This window comes from Yinghuangia sp. YIM S09857 (assembly GCF_051388915.1).
In the GTDB taxonomy this organism is placed as follows: domain Bacteria; phylum Actinomycetota; class Actinomycetes; order Streptomycetales; family Streptomycetaceae; genus Yinghuangia.
This window is the reverse complement of sequence record NZ_JBPKBH010000006.1, coordinates 414,816-433,427: the sequence shown is the minus strand read 5'-3', so window position 1 is coordinate 433,427 and position 18,612 is coordinate 414,816. Positions and strand designations below refer to the sequence as shown.

Annotated in this window: 14 protein-coding genes and 2 tRNA genes; 4 read left to right on the top strand and 12 right to left on the bottom strand. The window is 72.3% G+C overall.

Annotated elements, in window-relative coordinates; all coding sequences use genetic code 11:
• Positions 1 to 88: 88 nt before the first annotated feature.
• The 5 genes from ACRX5S_RS15805 to ACRX5S_RS15785 all read right to left on the bottom strand — a co-directional run bounded on the left by ACRX5S_RS15805 (position 89) and on the right by ACRX5S_RS15785 (position 6,874).
• Complete coding sequence (locus tag ACRX5S_RS15805) at positions 89 to 2,260, bottom strand: tetratricopeptide repeat protein (RefSeq protein ID WP_436773544.1); 2,172 nt, start codon at positions 2,258 to 2,260, stop codon at positions 89 to 91.
• A 120-nt stretch (positions 2,261 to 2,380) separates the two neighbouring features.
• Positions 2,381 to 2,457, bottom strand: a tRNA-Met gene (locus ACRX5S_RS15800).
• 124 nt (positions 2,458 to 2,581) lie between these two features.
• Entirely contained in the window at positions 2,582 to 3,676 is a 1,095-nt protein-coding gene (locus ACRX5S_RS15795) for a Gfo/Idh/MocA family protein (RefSeq protein WP_436773543.1), read from the bottom strand.
• A 129-nt stretch (positions 3,677 to 3,805) separates the two neighbouring features.
• Complete coding sequence (locus tag ACRX5S_RS15790; protein ID WP_436773542.1) at positions 3,806 to 5,104, bottom strand: cytochrome P450; 1,299 nt, start codon at positions 5,102 to 5,104, stop codon at positions 3,806 to 3,808.
• A 12-nt stretch (positions 5,105 to 5,116) separates the two neighbouring features.
• On the bottom strand, positions 5,117 to 6,874 hold the full coding sequence (locus ACRX5S_RS15785) for an N-acyl-D-amino-acid deacylase family protein (protein WP_436773541.1): 1,758 nt from the start codon (positions 6,872 to 6,874) through the stop codon (positions 5,117 to 5,119).
• Positions 6,875 to 7,177: 303 nt separating this feature from the next.
• Between ACRX5S_RS15785 and ACRX5S_RS15780 the strand changes: the two genes are divergently transcribed.
• Positions 7,178 to 7,462, top strand: a complete 285-nt coding sequence (locus tag ACRX5S_RS15780; protein WP_436773540.1) for a hypothetical protein — start codon at positions 7,178 to 7,180, stop codon at positions 7,460 to 7,462.
• Between the two features lie 58 nt (positions 7,463 to 7,520).
• Here ACRX5S_RS15780 and ACRX5S_RS15775 read toward each other — a convergent pair whose 3' ends face one another.
• From ACRX5S_RS15775 to ACRX5S_RS15765, 3 genes are all read right to left on the bottom strand, one after another.
• Positions 7,521 to 8,114, bottom strand: a complete 594-nt coding sequence (locus ACRX5S_RS15775; protein ID WP_436773539.1) for a phosphoribosylanthranilate isomerase — start codon at positions 8,112 to 8,114, stop codon at positions 7,521 to 7,523.
• A 391-nt stretch (positions 8,115 to 8,505) separates the two neighbouring features.
• Positions 8,506 to 8,579 (bottom strand) — tRNA-Met (locus ACRX5S_RS15770).
• A 119-nt stretch (positions 8,580 to 8,698) separates the two neighbouring features.
• Positions 8,699 to 11,734 carry a UPF0182 family membrane protein gene (locus ACRX5S_RS15765; RefSeq protein ID WP_436773646.1) on the bottom strand — a complete coding sequence of 1,012 codons (3,036 nt, stop codon included), beginning with the start codon at positions 11,732 to 11,734 and terminating at the stop codon, positions 8,699 to 8,701.
• 158 nt (positions 11,735 to 11,892) lie between these two features.
• Between ACRX5S_RS15765 and ACRX5S_RS15760 the strand changes: the two genes are divergently transcribed.
• Complete coding sequence (locus tag ACRX5S_RS15760) at positions 11,893 to 12,417, top strand: PPA1309 family protein (protein ID WP_436773538.1); 525 nt, start codon at positions 11,893 to 11,895, stop codon at positions 12,415 to 12,417.
• A gap of 46 nt (positions 12,418 to 12,463) precedes the next feature.
• Here the strand turns inward: ACRX5S_RS15760 and ACRX5S_RS15755 are convergent, their stop codons facing one another.
• The 4 genes from ACRX5S_RS15755 to ACRX5S_RS15740 all read right to left on the bottom strand — a co-directional run bounded on the left by ACRX5S_RS15755 (position 12,464) and on the right by ACRX5S_RS15740 (position 15,828).
• Complete coding sequence (locus ACRX5S_RS15755) at positions 12,464 to 13,519, bottom strand: YlbL family protein (RefSeq protein WP_436773537.1); 1,056 nt, start codon at positions 13,517 to 13,519, stop codon at positions 12,464 to 12,466.
• A 10-nt stretch (positions 13,520 to 13,529) separates the two neighbouring features.
• Positions 13,530 to 13,820: a hypothetical protein gene (locus ACRX5S_RS15750; RefSeq protein ID WP_436773536.1), complete on the bottom strand. Its 291-nt coding sequence runs from the start codon at positions 13,818 to 13,820 to the stop codon at positions 13,530 to 13,532.
• Positions 13,821 to 13,957: 137 nt separating this feature from the next.
• Positions 13,958 to 14,386: a molybdenum cofactor biosynthesis protein MoaE gene (locus ACRX5S_RS15745; RefSeq protein WP_436773535.1), complete on the bottom strand. Its 429-nt coding sequence runs from the start codon at positions 14,384 to 14,386 to the stop codon at positions 13,958 to 13,960.
• 230 nt (positions 14,387 to 14,616) lie between these two features.
• Complete coding sequence (locus ACRX5S_RS15740) at positions 14,617 to 15,828, bottom strand: NAD-dependent epimerase/dehydratase family protein (protein WP_436773534.1); 1,212 nt, start codon at positions 15,826 to 15,828, stop codon at positions 14,617 to 14,619.
• 258 nt (positions 15,829 to 16,086) lie between these two features.
• On the opposite strand from ACRX5S_RS15740, the gene ACRX5S_RS15735 reads away from it, so the two are divergent.
• Positions 16,087 to 17,700, top strand: a complete 1,614-nt coding sequence (locus ACRX5S_RS15735; protein WP_436773533.1) for a zinc-dependent metalloprotease — start codon at positions 16,087 to 16,089, stop codon at positions 17,698 to 17,700.
• A gap of 289 nt (positions 17,701 to 17,989) precedes the next feature.
• On the top strand, positions 17,990 to 18,535 hold the full coding sequence (locus tag ACRX5S_RS15730) for an NUDIX hydrolase (protein ID WP_436773532.1): 546 nt from the start codon (positions 17,990 to 17,992) through the stop codon (positions 18,533 to 18,535).
• The last annotated feature ends 77 nt before the right edge of the window (positions 18,536 to 18,612 follow it).

Here is an 18,612-nt window from a genome sequence, read left to right as displayed (position 1 = left end):
CCCCCCCCCCCCCCCCCGCGCGCGTTGTCGGCGGGCCGCGCGCGTTGTCAGCGACTCACCAACTACCCGAAGCCGTGGGGCCGTTGGCTCAGGACGCCATCTCCGCCCGGAGCGCCCGCAGCAACAAGCGGGCTCGTTCTGCCAGTTCGGGAGGGGCGTGGGCGATGACCGGCGCGCACCAGCGCTCCGCGGTGCGGGTGTCCCCCGCCTTCAGCGCGAGGACGACGAGCCGCATGGCCGCGCGGCCGTGGCCACCCTCCGCGGCGGCCCGCAGCCAGGGCTCCGCGCCTTCGGGGTCGCCGCGCCGCAGGTGGACCAGACCGAGGTTCCACGCGCCCGCGATGCTGCCCGTGTCGGCGGCGGCCCGGAACCGGCGGGCGGCGGAGCCCTCCGCGCCGCGGCGCGCCAGCAGGACGCCGCAGCGCAGCATCGCGGGAACGTGTCCGTCCTCGGCCGCGACGGCGTACCAGTGCTCGGCACCGTCGGTGTCGCCGAGCCGGGCGAGGAGGCCCGCGAGGCGTACCGCGGCGATGGTGCGGCCCGCGGCGGCGGCGACCCGGTAGGCGCGTGCGGCCTCCTCGTCCGCGCCCTGCCGCTCCTGGATGAGGCCGAACTGCAAGGCCGCGTCCGGGTGTCCGCCCTCGGCGGCGCGCGCCCAGCACTTCTCCGCGGCGGCCTGGCCGTCCGGCGTCGACCGACGCGCGTAGAGGATGCCGAGGTTGTACGAGCCGTCCACGCTCCCGGCCTCGCTCGCGCGGGCGAACCAGACCTCGGCCTCCTCCTCGTCGTCACGCGAAAGCAGCAGTCCGGCGAGGGCGTTGGCGGCGTCCGCGTGCCCGGCGTAGGCGGCCATGCGGTACCACCGCTCCGCGGACGCCTCGTCGTCGCGCGCGGTGTGCAGCAGGCCGAGGTTGAAGGCGCCGTTGGACTCGCCGGTGGCGGCGGCCCGTTCGTACCAGTGCGCGGCCTCGGCGTGCCGGCCCTCGGTGGCGAGGAGGGCGCCGAGCGCGTTCGCCGCGGTGCCGTCCCCGGCTTCGGCGGACCGGCGCCACCAGTGCGCGGCGCCGTCGGCGTCCCCGGCGTCCTGAAGCAGGAAGCCGAGCGCACGGGCGGCCCCCGGGTCGCCTTCCTCCGCGGCCAGCCGGAACCAGCTCTCGGCCTCGCCGGTGTCGCCCGCCCGGTGCAGGATCCTCGCCAGCCGCACGGCCGCGCGGATGTGCCCGCACGAAGCGGCGCGCAGGAACCACGCGGAGGCCGCGCGTTCGTCCCCGCGCTCCTGTCCGTGCCGCCCGAGCCGGTACGCCGCCTCCGGGTGCCCCGCTTCGGCGGCCCGCCGGTACCAGCGCTCGGCACCGGACTGGCCCTGCTGCTCGTGGAACTCACCGAGCACCAGGGCAGCGCGCACGTGTCCGGCCTCGGCGGCGTTGCGCAGCCAGTACAGCGCCTGGCTCACGTCGTCGTTGTCGTGCACGGACGCGTCCTCGGGCAGCGCGTCCAGCAGCAGCGCGCCGAGCGAGAACGCGGCGATGCGGCTGCCGGCCTCGGCCGCCCGGTACCACCAGCGGCGCGCCTCGTCCCAACGGTCCTGACGGTGCATCAGCACGCCGAGGTTGGTGGCGGCTCCGCGGTGCCCGGCCTCGGCGGCGCGCCGCAGCCAGGTCTCGGCCTCGTCGTCCTCGCCGCGCCGCAGCAGCATCAGACCGAGGCGGCTCGCGGCGGTGGCGTCACGGCCGGCGCGATCACGGTAGCGGCGTTCCAGCTCGGCCAGTTCGCGGTGGTCGAGGTCGGGGGTGCCGAGTGCGGCGCCGGTCCGCAGCGGGCCGGAGGCCGGGTCGTCGCCCGCGAGTTCCGGCCCGGCGGGCGACGGACGCCGCGGTCGGAAGGGCACCAACACCGCATAGTCGTCGGGCCTCTTGCCGCGCGGTGGCACGAACGCGTCGGCGCGGCCGCGGTCCAGGACCACGGTCACGGGGCCGTCGGCGAAGTCCGCGTAGGGGTCGGGTTCGTCGGGGTAGGAGGCCGCGTGGCCCGGATCGTCCGCATGGTCCGGGTGATCCTGGTGGTCCGGGTGCCCGGCGTACCGGTCGGCGGGCAACTCGCCGTGCGGGTACGGGTCGACGAGCCCGTCGGTGCGCGAGGCACGGTGTCCCTCGGCGTGGACGGCGGCGTACGGGTCGGGTTCGTCCTCCCGGTTCCGGGCATGCCGGGGTAGCGGCTGCGCATGTGCGCTCCGCTCACTTCTGCCCCGTCGTACCCCCATGCGTCCATCGTCGCATCAACGGACGCACCCGTCAGGGTCGATTTCTCGATTAACAGATGACAATGCGGTGTCGGGAACGGCGAAGGTCCGGTCACCAGTTGGTGACCGGACCTTCGTACGTGGTAGCGGGGACAGGATTTGAACCTGCGACCTCTGGGTTATGAGCCCAGCGAGCTACCGAGCTGCTCCACCCCGCGTCGGTGAACACAACCTTACGGCAGGCCGCTCGCTACGCCAAATCCATTTCGCCCGCGCCCTCGGCGGAGCTGTCCTACGTCGGCCGTCGCCGCGTCGGCTCGGCCCACGCCGACGCCCACGCGATCACACCGGCTCGACAGCCGCCCAAGCCGACTCGGCCGCCGAGCGCCGCACGGCGTCCATGACCGCCTGCCCCGCGACGCCGTCCGCGAACGTCGCCACCGGCGGGTCGGAGGGCACCTCGCGCCCGAGGATGCGGTCCCGGAAGACGCCCGCGAGCCGCGCGTACGGGGCACGGTCGATGCCCATGCAGTGCAGCATGTCGTACGCGGTGTGCAGCAGGTCCCCCGGCGGCGGCTCCGGCGCGGGGTTGGCCAGGTCGTCCGGCACCTCCACCTTGCGGTCGCCCTCGGCGTCGCCGACGTACACGTCGTCGAACTCGACCCACGCCGACCCGTGTGTGCCCGCGACGCGCGTGACCATGAGCGGCGGCCCGTAGACCCCCGCGGAGCTCTGCAACGAGCCCTCGACCCCGGTCACCGTGCGGAAGCGGATGTTGAACGTGTCCTCGGCCGTCTGCCCAGGCCGGTCCGACACGATCGGCAGGCCCGCGCTGACGCCCTCGAACTCGCCCAGGGTGTAACGGATCTGGTCGATCCAGTGCGTCGCGTGCGCACCCAGCCAGCCGCCGCCGTCCTCCGCACGCCCCCACCACTCCGGGATGCCGGCCTCGGGGCCGGTGAGCACGGGGATGTGCAGCAGCCAGGTGGCGAGCTTCGGCGTGCCGACGGCCCCCTGGGCGATCAGGCGCGCGAGCAGCGCCTGCGACGTGGACCAGCGGAACTCGGTGCCGAGCATGTGCACGACCCCGGCCTTCTCGGCGGCCGCCAGCATCTGCCGCGCCTCGCCGAGGTCGGCGGCGAACGGCTTCTCGCACACCACGTGCTTGCCGGCCTCGACGGCCCGCACGACGATGTCGCGGTGCGTGTTCGGCGGCGTCGCGACGCTCACCGCGTCCACGCCGTCCAGCGCCAGCGCGTCGGCCAGCGACGTGCACGCGTGCGGTACGCCGAAGCGCTCCGCACGCGCCGTGGTCTTCTCCGGGTCGCGGCCGACCAGCGCCCGCACCTCGAACCCGGCGTCGCGGAACGCCGGAAGGTGGGTCAGGCAGCCGAAGCCGCTCCCCACGATCACCACGCCGAGCTTGTCGTCCGTCATCGCGCCCAACCCCGTTCCCTGCCGCATCCACGCGCGTACTTTGTCCGCATATGTCGGACCACGCAGCCCCGGCTCGGCGGCCGAGTGCGGCGGCACGCTAACGCGTGGCGCGCGAGATCAACAGAGCCGTCAGACCGTGTCGAACACCACGGGCAGGTGCACCGCGGTCCGCAGGCCGAGCCCGGTGACCCCGTCGCACGGCCGGTCCGGGTCGAGGCGCAGGCCCGGCAGCCGCTCCAGCAGCAGTTCCAGCGCGACCCGCATCTCCATCCGGGCCGCGTGGATGCCCAGGCACACGTGCGGGCCGACGCCGAAGGCAACGTGCGGAACCGCGGTGCGGAAGATGTCGAAGTCGTCGGGCCGCTCCCAGCGCGCGGGGTCGTGGTTCGCGGCGGCGAAGGGCGTGTTCACGATCTGACCGGCCCGCACCGGGCAGCCTTCCACCTCGGTGTCGCGCAGCGCGGTGCGCCCGACCGCGAGCAGCGGCACCTCCCAGCGCAGCCCCTCCTCGACGGTCTGCGGGACGAGCGCCGGGTCGCGTCGCACCGCGTCGAGTTGGTCGGGGTGGCTGAGCAGGCCGTACAGGACCGTGGTGATCGCCCGGTAGGTGGTCTGCGCGCCGGCCGGGACGAGCAGCCGCAGGAAGGCGATGATCTCGTCGTCGGTCAACTGCCGCTTGCCCTCGCCGTCCCACTCCTCGTCGGTGAGCCGCGCGCGGACCAGCACGCCGATCAGGTCGTCGGACGGCTCCTCGCGCCGCGCGTCGATCAACTGCCGCACCATCGCGCCGAGATCGCGCGACGCGGCGAGACGTTCCTGCTGGGACGCCGCGACGTTGGTCAGCAGCGCCGTGTGCCGGTAGAACTCGGGCAGGTCCGCGACCGGCATCCCGGCGGCCACCGCGATGACGTGGACCGGATAGTGGAACGCGAAGTCCGCGCCCAGGTCCGCCCGCCCGTCGGCGACGAAGCGGTCGATGTACGAGTTGACGATGCCGCGGACGAACTCCTGCTCCCAGCGCAGCATTTCGCGGCGGGTGAAGGCCGGTGAGATGAGCGAACGGAAGCGCCGGTGCTCAGGCGGGTCCATCTCCAGGATCGTGCGGCCGATCACCTCGCCAAGCGTGACGTGGTACCAGGCCGACGAGAACGTCTGCGGGTCGCGCAGCACCGCGTCGACGCCCTGGAAGGTGTAGACCGAGGCCTGGTCCTCCTCCGCCGCGATGATGCGGTCCGCGCCCGGCATGCCGAACCGCGCCGAGACCGAGCCCTGGTGGACCGGGCACTGGGCGCGGAGTTCGGCGAGGCGCGGGTACGGGTCCTTCAAGATCCCCACGCCGTTGAGCGCGTCCTTGGCCGCGAACGCGTCGAACTCCTCGGCCCTGGAGTCGAATTCGACCTGGGGCTCGGTGTGCTGATCCTGCGTCACAGCGTGCCTCTCTCAGTCCCGGGCGTGCCTGCCTCGTGCCTTCGCGGTGCCGTCGACCGGGCTCCGCGCGATCCCCGGCTCCCTGCCCGGCGGCGTGAACAAGGCCGCGTCGATCCCGTGCCGCAGCACGCGCCCCGGCGAACGCCCTTCGGCGTCACGGGGATCGGCGACCTGCGCGCCGTCGCGGCGGATCGGGACGCCGCGCACGAGCACGTGCCGGACGCCGGTCGGGGCGTCCGCGGTCAGCCGATCCGCGCCGGCCGGGAAGTCGGCGACGCGACGGATCGGACCGGGACCCACCTCGTCGGGGTCGAAGACGACCAGGTCCGCGGCGGAGCCCGGGCGCACGTACCCGCGCCCGGCAAGGCCGAACAGGTCGGCGGGCTCGCCGGTCAGTTTGCGGACGGCCTGTTCAAGCGTCAGCACGCCGCGTTCGCGCACCCATCCGCCGAGCAGGTCGGTCGGGACGACAGCGTCGCATATCTGGTCCGGGTGCGCGCCGGCGTCCGAGAGGCCGAGCACGGCGCCGTCCAGGCGCAGGAGTTCGGCGACCTCGGCCTCGTCGTCATTGGCGAGCACGACCGTGAACCGGGTCGCCAGGCCGTCGTCCAACGCCGTCTCGAACGCCGCGTCCAGCGGGGTGACGCCGCGGTCCGCGGCGATGTCGGCGACCGAACGCCCTTGCCACTGCGGACGTGTGGGCGACTCCGCGACGTACCAGCGGTCCCAGCGCGGGGCCAGCAGCCCGTCGTCGAGTTCGCGTGCCAGACGGTCGCGCCAGGCACGGTCGCGGTACGCGGCGGCGCGGAGCACCGGCGTACAGCCCTCCAACTCGGCCAGCGACGGAGCGCGCAGCGCGAACGGGGCAAGCAGCGTCGTCTGCGCGACGAGCGGGCGGCAACTGACCTGCGGGTGCACGGCCGCGCCCGCCGCCATGCCCTCGCGGTGCAGTTCCGCCCACGCGCGGTGCCGCCCGTCCGCCAGCGCCAGCATCGCGGTCCAGGTGAACGGCCGTGCGATCTCCGGCTGGAGGGCGTACAACGCCGCGTGGTCCAGCTCGCCGCCGGGCACGAACGACGCGATCCCCCGGCCCGCGTCCCGGAGTTCGGCCAGCATGCCGACCGTCTCCTCGCGGCTCGCGAACCGCGACGGGCAGCGCCGACCGGTCGGCGAGGCGCTGGTCGCGAAGCCGATCGCTCCGGCGGCCAGCGCGTCGCGCACGATCTGCCGCATCTCGACGATCTCGGTGACGGTGGCCTCGCGCTCGTACGCGCCCTCGCCCATCACGTCGATGCGGACGGCCGAGTGGCCGACGTATGCGGCCAGGTTGATGCTCGGGCCCAACTGCTCGACGGCGTCCAGGTATTCGGCGAACGTCGCGAAACCCCAGTCGACCCCCGCCTCCAGGGTGTCGACGCGCATGTCCTCCAGGTCGTGCAGTATGCGCACCACGAGCCGACGTCGCTCGGGGCGGCACGGGGCAAGCGAGAAGCCGCAGTTGCCCAGCACGGCCGTGGTGACGCCGTGATGGCTCGACGGCGTGCAGGCCGGATCCCAGAACACCTGGGCGTCGTAGTGCGTGTGCACGTCGATGAACCCCGGGGCGACGATGCATCCTTCGGCGTCCAGCACCCGGTCGCCCGCGAGGTCCGGCCCGATCTCCTCGACACGGCCGTCCACCAGCACCACGTCGGCCCGGAAGGCCGGGGCGCCCGACCCGTCGACGACGCGGCCGCCGCGTACGACGACCCTCGCGCCCGCCTCACCCATGCGACCTCCGCGATTTCGGAATCCCGAAACAGATTTCGCCATGATGTTCGTCACATCGTCCGGGCGAGCGCCGGAGAAATCAAGGGCGATTTGGATCAGCCACTCCCGCAATACACATCGCCGAATCGATATATGACCGCACGATTCGCCGGAATTGTTCCAACTTTCGGTTGGCCGCGGAGCGACCTGCGGCGTACGGCGTGAAATCGACGTCGCGACACCGCCACAGGCACCGGAAATCCACCTCGCGACATGCCGGAACGCCCGGTCACAGAGGGCCCCCGATGGGGTACGGTCTGCGTCGTGGTCATATCAGGAATGGACCATTCGAGCAGGCCGCGGCGGGTCCCGATCCCCGCGGTCGACGCCATGCGCGGCGGCAGCGGCGACCGACTCGAACGGCATCTCGCCCTCTTCGGGCATGCCCCGGCTCCGGCCAAGGCACCCGAGGCGTCCGCGCATGCCGCACGCGAGTCCGCCTCGCTGATCCAGGACCTGGCGCCGCGCCCGTCGCGCGCCGGGCACCGCCTCGCCCGCGCCGTCCTGACGGCGCCCCTGCGCGGCCTCCGCCGCCGCGTGTCCCTCTGACGGAACCGCGCGACGCCACCGACCGGCCCCCGGGGGACCGGTCGGTCCGCGCGCGGCGTCACTCCGCCGAACGTGCGGCCTTCACGAAGGCCGTGATCAGCGCCGGGTCCTTGACCCCCCGGCTGCTCTCCACGCCACTGGACACGTCAACACCCCACGGCCGCGTCGCCGCGACGGCCTCCGCCACGTTCCCCGGCGTGAGACCGCCGGCCAGCAGCCACCGGTCCCCGGACTGCGAAGGCATCCGGCTCCAGTCCCACGCCTCGCCGGAACCCGGCACGGGGGCGTCCAGCAGCAGCATGTCCTCACCCAACTCCCCGCAGCGCGGCACCGCGTCCCCGAACGCCACCGCGCGCACAAGCGTCCAGCCTCCGCCCAGCGCCGCGAAGTCCTCGCGCGCGTAGTCCCCGTGCAACTGCACGGCCCGGATCCCCGACGCCTCCGCGGTGGCACGCACGTACTCCAACGACTCGTTGCGATACACGCCGACCGTCAGCACACCCTCCGGCACCCGCGAACCCAAGGCCGCCGCCGTCCGCACGTCCACCAGGCGCGGACTCTCCGAGAAGACGAACCCGACAGCGTCCGCGCCCGCTTCCACGGCCACGTCGACGTCACGCTCCGTCTTCAACCCGCAAATCTTGACGAACAACGCCGCTCCTCCGGTGGTCGATCCCGCCCATGATGTTCTCGCACCGCCACGCCCCCGACCAAAGTGCGTACCCGCCGCTCCCGCGCCATCCCGGCGACACCTTGTGCGCTTGACCGAGACCCCGAGGCCCCCGCCCGCACCGAGCCCCTCGCCACTGGGAGTACCGAGAGCCCAAGGCCACCAAGGCCACCAAGGCCACCGCCGCCACGTTCGGGCGCTTCGGAAGCCCCGTGACGGCAGCGCATCGCTCGGCGGAGCGGAGCGGACGGCCAGGGATCGGGACAATGGGGGGGGTGCGGGTGGCGAAGCCCCCCGCCGCGTGGCGGAGCCGCCAAACAACGAAGGCGACGCTGCCCACACTTTCCGTGGGCTTGCGTCGCCTTCGTCTTCGTAGCGGGGACAGGATTTGAACCTGCGACCTCTGGGTTATGAGCCCAGCGAGCTACCGAGCTGCTCCACCCCGCGTCGGTATGCCTTTACCTTACGCGATTGCCGGGGAGAACGCCAACCGGGTTGCCCCGGGCCCCCGCGTGGGCGGGGGCCGGGACAACCCGGTCAGGCGCACTGCTGACGTGCTGTCTCCGTTATGGGCTCGGTGGTGGCGACGCCCCTCCCGCGGGTGGTGGCGACGCGCCTCCGGCCGGCGGGGCGGCCGTGGCGGACTGCTCCGCCGCGATGGCACGGTTGATCGCCGCGGTGAGCTCCTGCTGCGCCTGGCCGTACGCCGCGAAGTCGCCCGACTTCAGCGCCGCGTCCGCCTTCTGGATCGCCTTCTGGGCGTCGTCGAGGGCGGCCTTGACCGACGGCGACTGCGCCGGCGGCGTGCCGGTGGCCGGCGGCGGTGTCGACGTGCCCGGAGAGGGCGTGGTCGTCGGCGGCGTCGGAGTCGTCGGTGGTGGCGCGTTCGGATCGTCCGGTGCGATCGTCGGCGGCGCCCCGGCGAACAGCACCGCCAGTGCCTTGTCGAGCGTGTCCTCGAAGGCGACGGCCGTGCCGTACGAGGCCAGCACCTTGCGCATGAGCGGATACGAGTTCGCCGCGGCCGCTCGCACATAGACCGGTTCGACGTAGAGCATGCCTCCGCCCACCGGAAGGCTCAGCAGGTTGCCGTACACGACTTGCGAGTTGGCCACTTGCAGGAGGTTCAGCACCCGTCCGACTTCCGTATTGGATGTGAACACGTTCTGCATCTGTTCAGGCCCGTTGATCGCCGTCGTCGACGGCAAGGTCAAAAGTCTGAACTTGCCGTAGTCGGGCCCCGGTTGGGCGTTCACGGCGAGGAATGCCGCCATGTTCTGCCGCTCATTGGGCACGAATGCGCTCGTGAGTCTGAAGGACTGCGCTGTCTCTGCGGGCTGCCCCTGGGCCGGCGGAATCTTCATCGACAGGTAGTACGGCGGTTGCTCGCCGCCCACCTGCTTGGCGCTCGTCGGGTCCTGCGGGACCTTCCACACGTCCGAGCCGTTGAAGAACGTGCGCGGGTCGGTCACGTGGTAGCGGGTCAGCATCTCGCGCTGCACCTTGAACAGATCCTGCGGGTAGCGCAGATGGTCCAGCAGCGCCGGCGAGATCGCCGACTGCTTCTTGACGGTGCCGGGGAACGCCTTCATCCACGTCTTGAGGACCGGGTCCTGCTCGTCCCACTGGTACAGGGTCACCTTGCCGGAGTAGGCGTCGACGGTGGCCTTGACCGAGTTGCGGATGTAGTTGACGTTGCCGGTGTTGCCGACCGCGCCGCGCCGCTCGTCCGCGCGCACCGCCGAGTCCGCGGTCGCGTCGCCCAGCGTGGTGCGCGTCGAATACGGATAGCCGTTCGACGTCGTGTACGCGTCCACGATCCACAGGATCCGGCCGTCCACCACCGCGGGGTACGGGTCGCCGTCGATGGTGAGCCACGGCGCGACCGCCTCGACCCGCTCCTTCGGCGTGCGGTTGTACAGGATGCGCGACTTCTCGTTGAGCGAGTCGGACAGCAGGATGTTGCCGTCCGCGAACTTGGTCGCGTACAGCAGCTTGTTGAACGTCGACCCGATCGGCACACCGCCGTCACCCGTGTAGGTGTAGACGGCCTGCCCGCCCGGCAGCTTCTCGTCCGGGTAGTCGATCTCGGTCGGTGTGGTCCCCTCCGGCGCGCCGACGATGGAGTACTCCGTCGTCTTCTCGCCGAAGTAGATGCGCTGCTCGTAGTTCCCGAGCGGGCTCTGGGCACCGTCCGGGGTGATGTCGGAGACGATGAACTCCGGCTTGCCCTCGGCCGTCACCCTGTTGCCGTCGGCTGCGACCACGCCGTACCCGTGGGTGTACTTGGTGTGGTCGTTGACCCAGTTGCGGCTCTGACCGCCGTTCGGGTTGAGCTCGCGCAGCGCGATGACGGTGTCCTGCGTCTTCTTGTCGATCGTGTAGCGGTCGACGTCCAGCGTGCGGCTGAAGCCGTAGAACTGCTTCAACTGCTGGAGCTGCTGGAAGGTCGGGCCGACGATGTTCGGGTCGAGCAGGCGGATGCTGGCCGCGCCGTTCGCCTCGTCGAGCAGGACCGCGCGCGTGTCGACGGAGCCCGCGTAGGCCTCCGACTGCACATCCGCTATTCCGTACGCGTCGCGCGTCGCCTGGATGTTGCGCTCGATGTACTTGGCTTCCTTCGACTGCGCGTTCGGCTTGACCTGGAAGCGCTCGACGATGAACGGGTACAGGCCGCCGATCAGCACCGCCGACATCACCATGAGGCCGAAGCCGATGATCGGCAGCGCCCAGGTGCGGCGGAACACGTTGACGAAGAACAGCACGGCGCAGATGAGCGCCACGATGAAGAGGATCGTTTTCGCGGGCAGAACCGCGTTCGCGTCCGTGTAGCGGAGGCCGGTGAACTGCGACGCGGACTTGAAGTCGCCCGAGGACACCGCCAGCGAGTAGCGGTCGAGCCAGTACGCGATCGCCTTGAACAGCACGAACAGGCCCAGCAGCAGCGAGATGTGGGCCTGTGCGGCGGGGGTCGCGCGGGCGCCCGGGCTCTGCACGCGGAGGCCGCCGTACAGGTAGTGCGTCAGCACCGCGACGACGAGGCCGACCACGACCGCCACGAACCCGAAGTTCACCAGGAACCGGTAGAACGGCAGGTCGAACGCGAAAAACGAGACGTCCTTGTGGAACTGCGGGTCCTTGATCCCGAAGGACACGCCGTTGACGAACTGGAGCCAGGTGCCCCAGTGCCCGGACGCGGAGGTCCCCGCGATGACGCCGACGATCAGCGACAGGCCGACGAGGATCCACACGCGGAACGGCGCCAGGGCCGACCTGTAGCGGTCCAGGCTCTGCTGCTCCATCGACATGCCGCGGAACGCGGGTCGAAGCCGATAGGCGAAGTACATGTTGAGGCCGACGGCGGCCGCCATGAGCAGACCGAACACCAGGAACAGTCCGAGGCGCGTCCACAGGCGCGTCGTGAAGACGTTGCCGTAGCCGACCGACTTGTACCAGAGCCATTCAGTCCAGAAGTTGGCGAAGAGCACCCAGGCGACGCCGACCACCACGATGATGGCCAGTGTGAGCAGGAGTGTTCGCAGACGGCGGGACGGGGCTCCCAATCTGATGCGGCGACCTCCGGGGTCGCCGCGTTCGGGCATCTGAAAAACCAAGGGTGCGCACCTCGATCATTACCTGGTTGCGCCCGGTCGGCGCTCGACTCGTCAACTTACCGAGCCCGGCCATGGTTCCCCACCGACACGGCGGAAGTGTCCGGGCGGCGGGACGAGCGGGTGCGCCGTACCGGGATGATGGAGGCATGACCGTTGCACTGACCCAGGCCGTCGTGGAGATCGAACGCCACGTCGCGGCGTTCGGATGGGACCAGCCCGCCCGACTGTACGCGCTCGTCGACACCGCCGCTCTCGTCCGCTCCGAACCGCAGCTCGCCAAGGAGCTGGGGCTCGCCGCCGAGGAGGGGTCGGCCACCACGCTGACCCCGATCGAGCAGGACGAGATCCCCGCGGAGACGCCGATCGACGACTTCCTCGCCGGGATCGCCTGGCCCGACCCGGTGTTGGGCTGCGCGATCGTCCTCGAACGGCTGATGCTGCCGCCCGCCGCCGAGGCCGAGATGCCGGCGACCGGGAGCGACGAGGAGATCGCCGCGTGGGTCGCCGAGCGGCCGGACCGGCAGGAGGTGCGGATCGCGGTCGGCGTGCTGCGCGACGGTACGCGCGAATCGGTGCTGCGGCTGCGCGAGAAGGACTCCGACCTGGAGGTCCTCTCGGGCGCGGACCTCGTCCCCGGGCTGGCCGAGGCGCTGCGCGCGACGTTCGCGTAGCGCGCGGGCCGCAGCGGCCGACGCGACCGGCCGACGGTTGCCGCGGCTACTTCTGACACTCGGTCAGGGTGCCCTGGCCGGTGCGGATCACGTCGAGGGCGGCCATCGCCTCGTCCAGCGTGTCGACCTGGACGAGTGTGAGGCCGCCCGGCTTGTCCTTGGCCGCCTCGGCGCAGTTGCCCTTGGGCGTGAGGAAGTACTTCGCGCCCGCGCGCTTCGCGGCGATGGTCTTCATGGTGACGCCGCCGATGGGTCCGACATTGCCCTTGTCGTCTATCGTCCCGGTGCCCGCGACGAACTTGCCGCCGGTCAGGTCGCCGGGGCTGAGCGTGTCGATGATGCCGAGCGCGAACATCAGGCCCGCGCTGGGGCCGCCCACGTCCTCCAGGTGGATGGTCACCTTGAAGGGGAACTTGGGCAGCACGCCCGGCGTGATCCCCACGACGGCGCGCCCGTCGTCCTCGGCCGCGACCGTGGTCAACCGCACCGTGCGCTGCGTGCCGCGCGCGTCGGCCGGGTCGACGACGAACTCGACGGCCTCACCCGGCTTGTGCTCGGTGATCCCGGCGCCGACGTCGTCGGGGCTCGCGACCGGCTTGCCGTCGACGGACAGGATGATGTCGCCCGCGTGCAATTGGCCGGTGGCCGGCATGTCCTTGCTGACCGTCGCGACGACGACCTGCTTGTCGACCGCGATGTTGAGCGCGTCGAACGCCGCGACCTTCGCGTGCTCCTGTGAGGACGTGAACTCCTCGGCGTTCTCCTGCTCGACCTCTTTCTCGGTCTTGTCGTCCGGGTAGAGCGAGCTCTTCTTGACGACGTCGGCGTCGTCCTTCACCCATCCGACGAACGCGCCCAGCAGCGGCATGTCGTAGCCCTTGCTGGTGACCGAGACGGTCGTCATGTTGAGGTGCCCGGAGGTGGGGTACGTCTGGACGCCCGGCTCCACCTCGATGACCGGCTTGCCCCGGTAGTCGCCGAGCGTGTTGACGGTCGGCCCGGGGGTCAGCTCCCCGTACGGCACCGAGGTGAACATGGCCGCAACAGCCAGGGCTATGAACATCAGGCCGGAGACGACCAGGGTGGCGGTACGACGCGACATGAGCGCGACACTACGGCACGTCGCGGCGCCCGGCAGCGCGGGGCTCGTCGGCGTTCGGGTCGGTGTGCCCACCAGCGTTCGCGGCGGTGTTGCGGCGGGCGCCCGGCTTGCCCCCGGCACCGGCGGGCGACCGCGGCTCGGCCTCGACGACGCGCGTCAGCACGGCCTGGAACGCCTCGTAGTGGCCGACGGTGTCGTGCATGGTCGGCGGTCTGCGGGTGCGTCCGCGCCATGCGGTCCACACCACGATGACGAGCAACGCCACCGCCGGAATGGCCCACCAGCCCGCGATCGACGCCATGCCGCACCCCCGCCCGAAGCCCAACGGATTAGTGCGTTAATCGTATCTATCGGTCCGCAGGGATGCATTTCGGACTATGGCCGGATTCACCCGACCTGCCCAATGCTACGGGGAGTTGGCGTCGCGGGCCGCGGCCGTCAGCAGGCGCCGACCCATTCGGTCGAGCCGTCCGCGAAGACCTGGTGCTTCCAGATGGGCACCTCGTGCTTGAGGGTGTCGATCAGGCGGCGGCACGCGTCGAACGCCTCGCCGCGGTGCGGGCAGGACACCGCTACCACGACGGCGATGTCGCCGATCTCCAGCTTCCCCACGCGGTGCACGGCGGCCAGCGCGGACACCGGGAAGTCGGCCGCGACCTTCTCCGCGACGCGCCGCAGTTCGGCGACGGCGCTCGGGTGCGCGGAGTATTCGAGCGCGGTGACGCCCTTGCCGCCGTCGTGGTCGCGCACGGTGCCGACGAACACGTCGGTGCCGCCGGCGGTCGGGTGGCCCACCGCCGCGAAGACCTCGTCGACCGAGAGCGGCGTCTCCCGGATGTCGAGGAGGCGGATGACATCGGTGTCCATGTGCATACCTTCCACTGCCTGGATCCGCGGCTACCCGTCCGACGGGTATCCATCCGGCGCAGTATGCCCCGGCCGTGTGCGGCGGGGATACGGGACGTCCACGACTCGGATTCGCGGCCCGCTTCAGAACCGGGGTCCGCGGCTCTTCAGAACCGGGCTCCGCGGCTCGGCCTCGCGACCTGCGCCCACGGCTCGGGTCGCGCGGCATCGGTGGCCCGCGGGGACCTCGGTCAGATGCCGCGTCTCTTGCGCACCTTGCGCACGATCGCCGCCGTGCCGATGAGGGCGACCGTCGCGCCCGCGGCGCCGAGCGTCGTGGCGTCCTTGCGGCCGAGCCGCCGGGCGACCAGCGCATGGCGTCCCTCGACGTCCTCCAGCAGCGCGGCGAACGCCAGTTCGTTGGTCCACAGCGGGCGCCAGCCCGCCTCGCGCAGCCGCGTCGACGGCACGACCCAGCCGTGCATCGCGTACGCCAGGTCCCCGGCCGGCGCGGGCGTGATGCCCAGCCGGTGCAGCCGCTCGGCGGTGCCGAGGGCCAGCGTGGCCGGGAGCTCCATGCGGCGCATGCCGGACAGCTCCTCGATCTCCTCCTGCTCCAGCCAGCCGTCACAGCCGACCGTGACGACGCCCTCGACCTTGCCGAGCGCCGCGTACACCAGGGCCTCGGCGAGGTCGTCAACGTGGCAGAACTGCCACTGCGGGCGGCTGCCGGACACGACCAGCAGACGCGGCGCCTCGAAGTGCCGGGTCATGACGCTGTCCGCCTCGGGCCCGCCGACCAGCGTGGCGGGGCGTACCACCGTGACGTTGAGCGCGCGGTGGGCGCGCGGGGCGCGGGCGGCCAGCTCCTCGATCTCCAGCAGGTCGCCGATGAGGGACGCGTCGGCGGTGGCCTTGAGCGGGGCGTCCTCGTCGAGCGGCGTCTCGTTCTCCGGGAGCGCGCCGTAGACCATGGCCGATGTACACAACACGACACGCGGTACTCCGGCTGCCGCCGCCGCGGTGAGGACCGTCTGAGTGCCGCGCACGTTCCGCGCACCGCGCGCCCGCGGCTCCGAATCGAGCGAGAGGTCCAGCGCCAGGTGCACCACGACGTCGACGCCGTCGAGGCGCCCGGCGAGCGCGGGGTCCCGGACGTCCATGATCCGCCACTGCGCGCCGGGGATGTCCCCGCGCCGCTCGTCGATCGCGACCAGCCGCTTGACCTGCTCGTTCTCCGCCAGGAGCTGGGCCACGCGGTGGCCCATGCCGGAAGCCGCTCCGGTGACCGCCACGACCGGGCGCGCGCCCGGGCCCATACCGCGTCGGGTCTCGATATCGGCCTCCTGGGGCGTCGCTTCCGTGGTGTCTGCGGGCGTCTTCCCGGACCCGTCCGCCGACCCCTCGGCCGGCCGGTCCCGCCCACTCCGCCCAGAGCGAACGTGCGGAGGCTGGGAACTCACTGACCGCCTCCCGTGGTTAGTTTGGTGTGTGCGGCTCGCCTACGTTTACCGAGGAGTACGCGTCCGGAAAGCCCGCATGTGACGCAGCATCCGCAATCCATCCTGCCCGAGGTGTGGCCATGACCATGACGCGAGGCGCGTTTCCGCGCCGCGGCCGGTCGGCCTCCCACGCCGTGGGACAGGTCAAACGAGGCGCGGTCGGCCGGGCAGGCCGCCGCCGCGACACCCCCGGCGACGGGGGTCGGCACGGAGGTTGTCATGGGTGACTTCCCCTTCGGTTTCGGCAAGCCGACGGGCGGCGGTGATCCCGACCGTCACGACCCTGATTCCTCCGACGCGCCACGCGGGTCGGGAAGTTCCCCGGGCTTCGGATTCGGCGGGTTCGGCGCCTCGGGCTCCGGCGGGCCGGGTGGCTCGGGCGGGTCCGGTGGATCCGGCGGGTCCGGTGGGTCCGGTGGCTCGGGCGGGTCCGGCGGCAAGGGCCCCGGCGTGCCCGGTGGTCCGGGCGGGTTCGACCCGTTCGGTGGCGGGGCCGACAACCCCTTCGGCGGCGACAACCCGTTCGGCGCATTGTTCGGCAACATGAACCCGGCCGACCTCGGTGCGGCGTTCCAGCAGCTCGGCAAGCTGCTGTCGTACGAGGGCGGGCCGGTCAACTGGGACCTCGCGCACGACATCGCCCGGCAGACGGTCGCCCAGAAGGGCGGCGACGCCAGCGTCGGCCAGGTGGACCGCAACGCGGTCGAGGAGTCGGTGCGGCTCGCCGAGCTGTGGCTGGACGAGGCGACCTCGCTGCCCTCCGGTGCCTCCACGACGCTGGCCTGGAGCCGCGCCGAGTGGATCGAGGCGACGCTTCCGCAGTGGAAGGCCCTGGTCGAGCCGCTGGCGACGCGCGTCGTGAGCGCCATGGGCGAGATGATGCCCGACGAGATGCAGCAGATGGCCGGGCCGCTGATCGGCATGATGCGCGGCATGGGCGGCGCGATGTTCGGCGCCCAGGTCGGCCAGGCGCTGGGCGCGCTGGCCGGCGAGGTCGTCGGCTCGGCGGACATCGGGCTGCCCCTCGGCCCTGCGGGCCGTGCGGCGCTGCTGCCCGCCAATCTGGCCGCCTTCGGTGCCGGGCTCGGCCTGCCGCAGGACGAGGTGCGCCTGTACCTCGCGCTGCGCGAGGCGGCCCACCAGCGGCTGTTCGCCCACGTGCCGTGGCTGCGGCAGCACCTGTTCGGGGCGGTCGAGGCGTACGCGCGCGGCATCAAGGTCGACATGAGCCGCCTTGAGGAGGCCGCGGGTCGGATCGACCCGACGAACCCGGAGGCGTTGCAGGAAGCGTTCACCCAGGGCCTCTTCGAGCCCGAGGAGACGCCCGAGCAGAAGGCCGCGCTGGCGCGCCTGGAGACGGCGCTCGCACTGGTCGAGGGCTGGGTCGACGCGGTCGTGCACGCGGCCGCGGCCCCTCGGCTGCCGTCCGCGGACGCGCTGCGCGAGACGCTGCGGCGCCGCCGCGCGACGGGCGGACCGGCCGAGCAGACGTTCGCGACCCTGGTCGGCCTCGAACTGCGGCCGCGGCGGCTGCGCGACGCGTCGCGGCTGTGGGCGTCGCTGGCGGACGCGCGCGGCGTCGAGGGCCGCGACGCGCTCTGGGCACACCCGGACATGCTGCCCACCGCCGACGACCTGGACGACCCGGACGGCTTCGTGCACCGCGAGGAGCTGGACCTGTCCGGCCTGACGGCACAGCTCGACAAGGACCTGGAGACGCTGGAGAACCGTTCCGACGCGGCGCCCGAGGAGAAGGACGGCCGCAACGCGGGCGACACCGGATCCGACGAGGACGGCGGGGACAAGGGCGGCGACAAGAAGGACGGCGCCTGACCCGGATGGCGGCCGGCGCATCCCCCGATGGAGCGCAGTCGGTCCCCGGCCAGGTCGTGTCTGCAAAGTCCGGCCGGCCCGCGACGCCGGGACTTGACGGTCCTCCCAGCCGGACCCAGACCGAGCCGCGGGCCGCGCCTTGTGAGCGCACGCACCACGGCCCGCGGGCTGTCCGACGGGACTTTGAAGACACTCCTGAGCGGTCCGCCCCTCGGTGCCACATCCCGGGGACCCACACGCGGTGGCCCGTGGTCGGTCGTCGGTCGACCGCGTGCGGCAGGGTGGGCGCATGACATTGCATGAGGACGCCTGCCGGGTGCTCAAGGAGTGGCGGGCACCCGACGGCGCGCAGGCGCGGTTGCGCGACACGTACCTGGCCCACCTCGACGCGTACGGCGACGGCGTGTGGCGTTCCCGGCGGGAGGGCCACATCACCGCGAGCGCGCTGGTGGCCGACCCGGCGCGGCGCCGGGTGCTCCTGACGCTGCACCCGAAGGTCGGCCTGTGGCTCCAGACCGGCGGGCACTGCGAGCCGGGCGACGCGACGCTGGCCGACGCGGCGCTGCGCGAGGCGGTGGAGGAGTCCGGCATCGCCGGGCTGGAGCTGCTGCCGGAGCCGGTGTGGCTGGACCGGCACGACGTGCGCTGCGGAGGACCGGACGCGTGGAGCGTGCACTTCGACGTCGAGTACCTCGCGGTCGCCGCGCCCGACGCCGCGGAGCGGATCAGCGCGGAGTCGTTGGACCTGCGGTGGTTCCCGTACGACGCGCTGCCCGATCGTACGGACGACGCGGTGCGGGCTCTCGTCGCGCGGGCCGCAGCCGCACTCGGCTGACGCGGGCGGGACCAGGGAACGAGCGCGGGGCGCGTCCGGTGTGTCGGACACGCCACGCGCTCGTGAGTCGGTCGTAC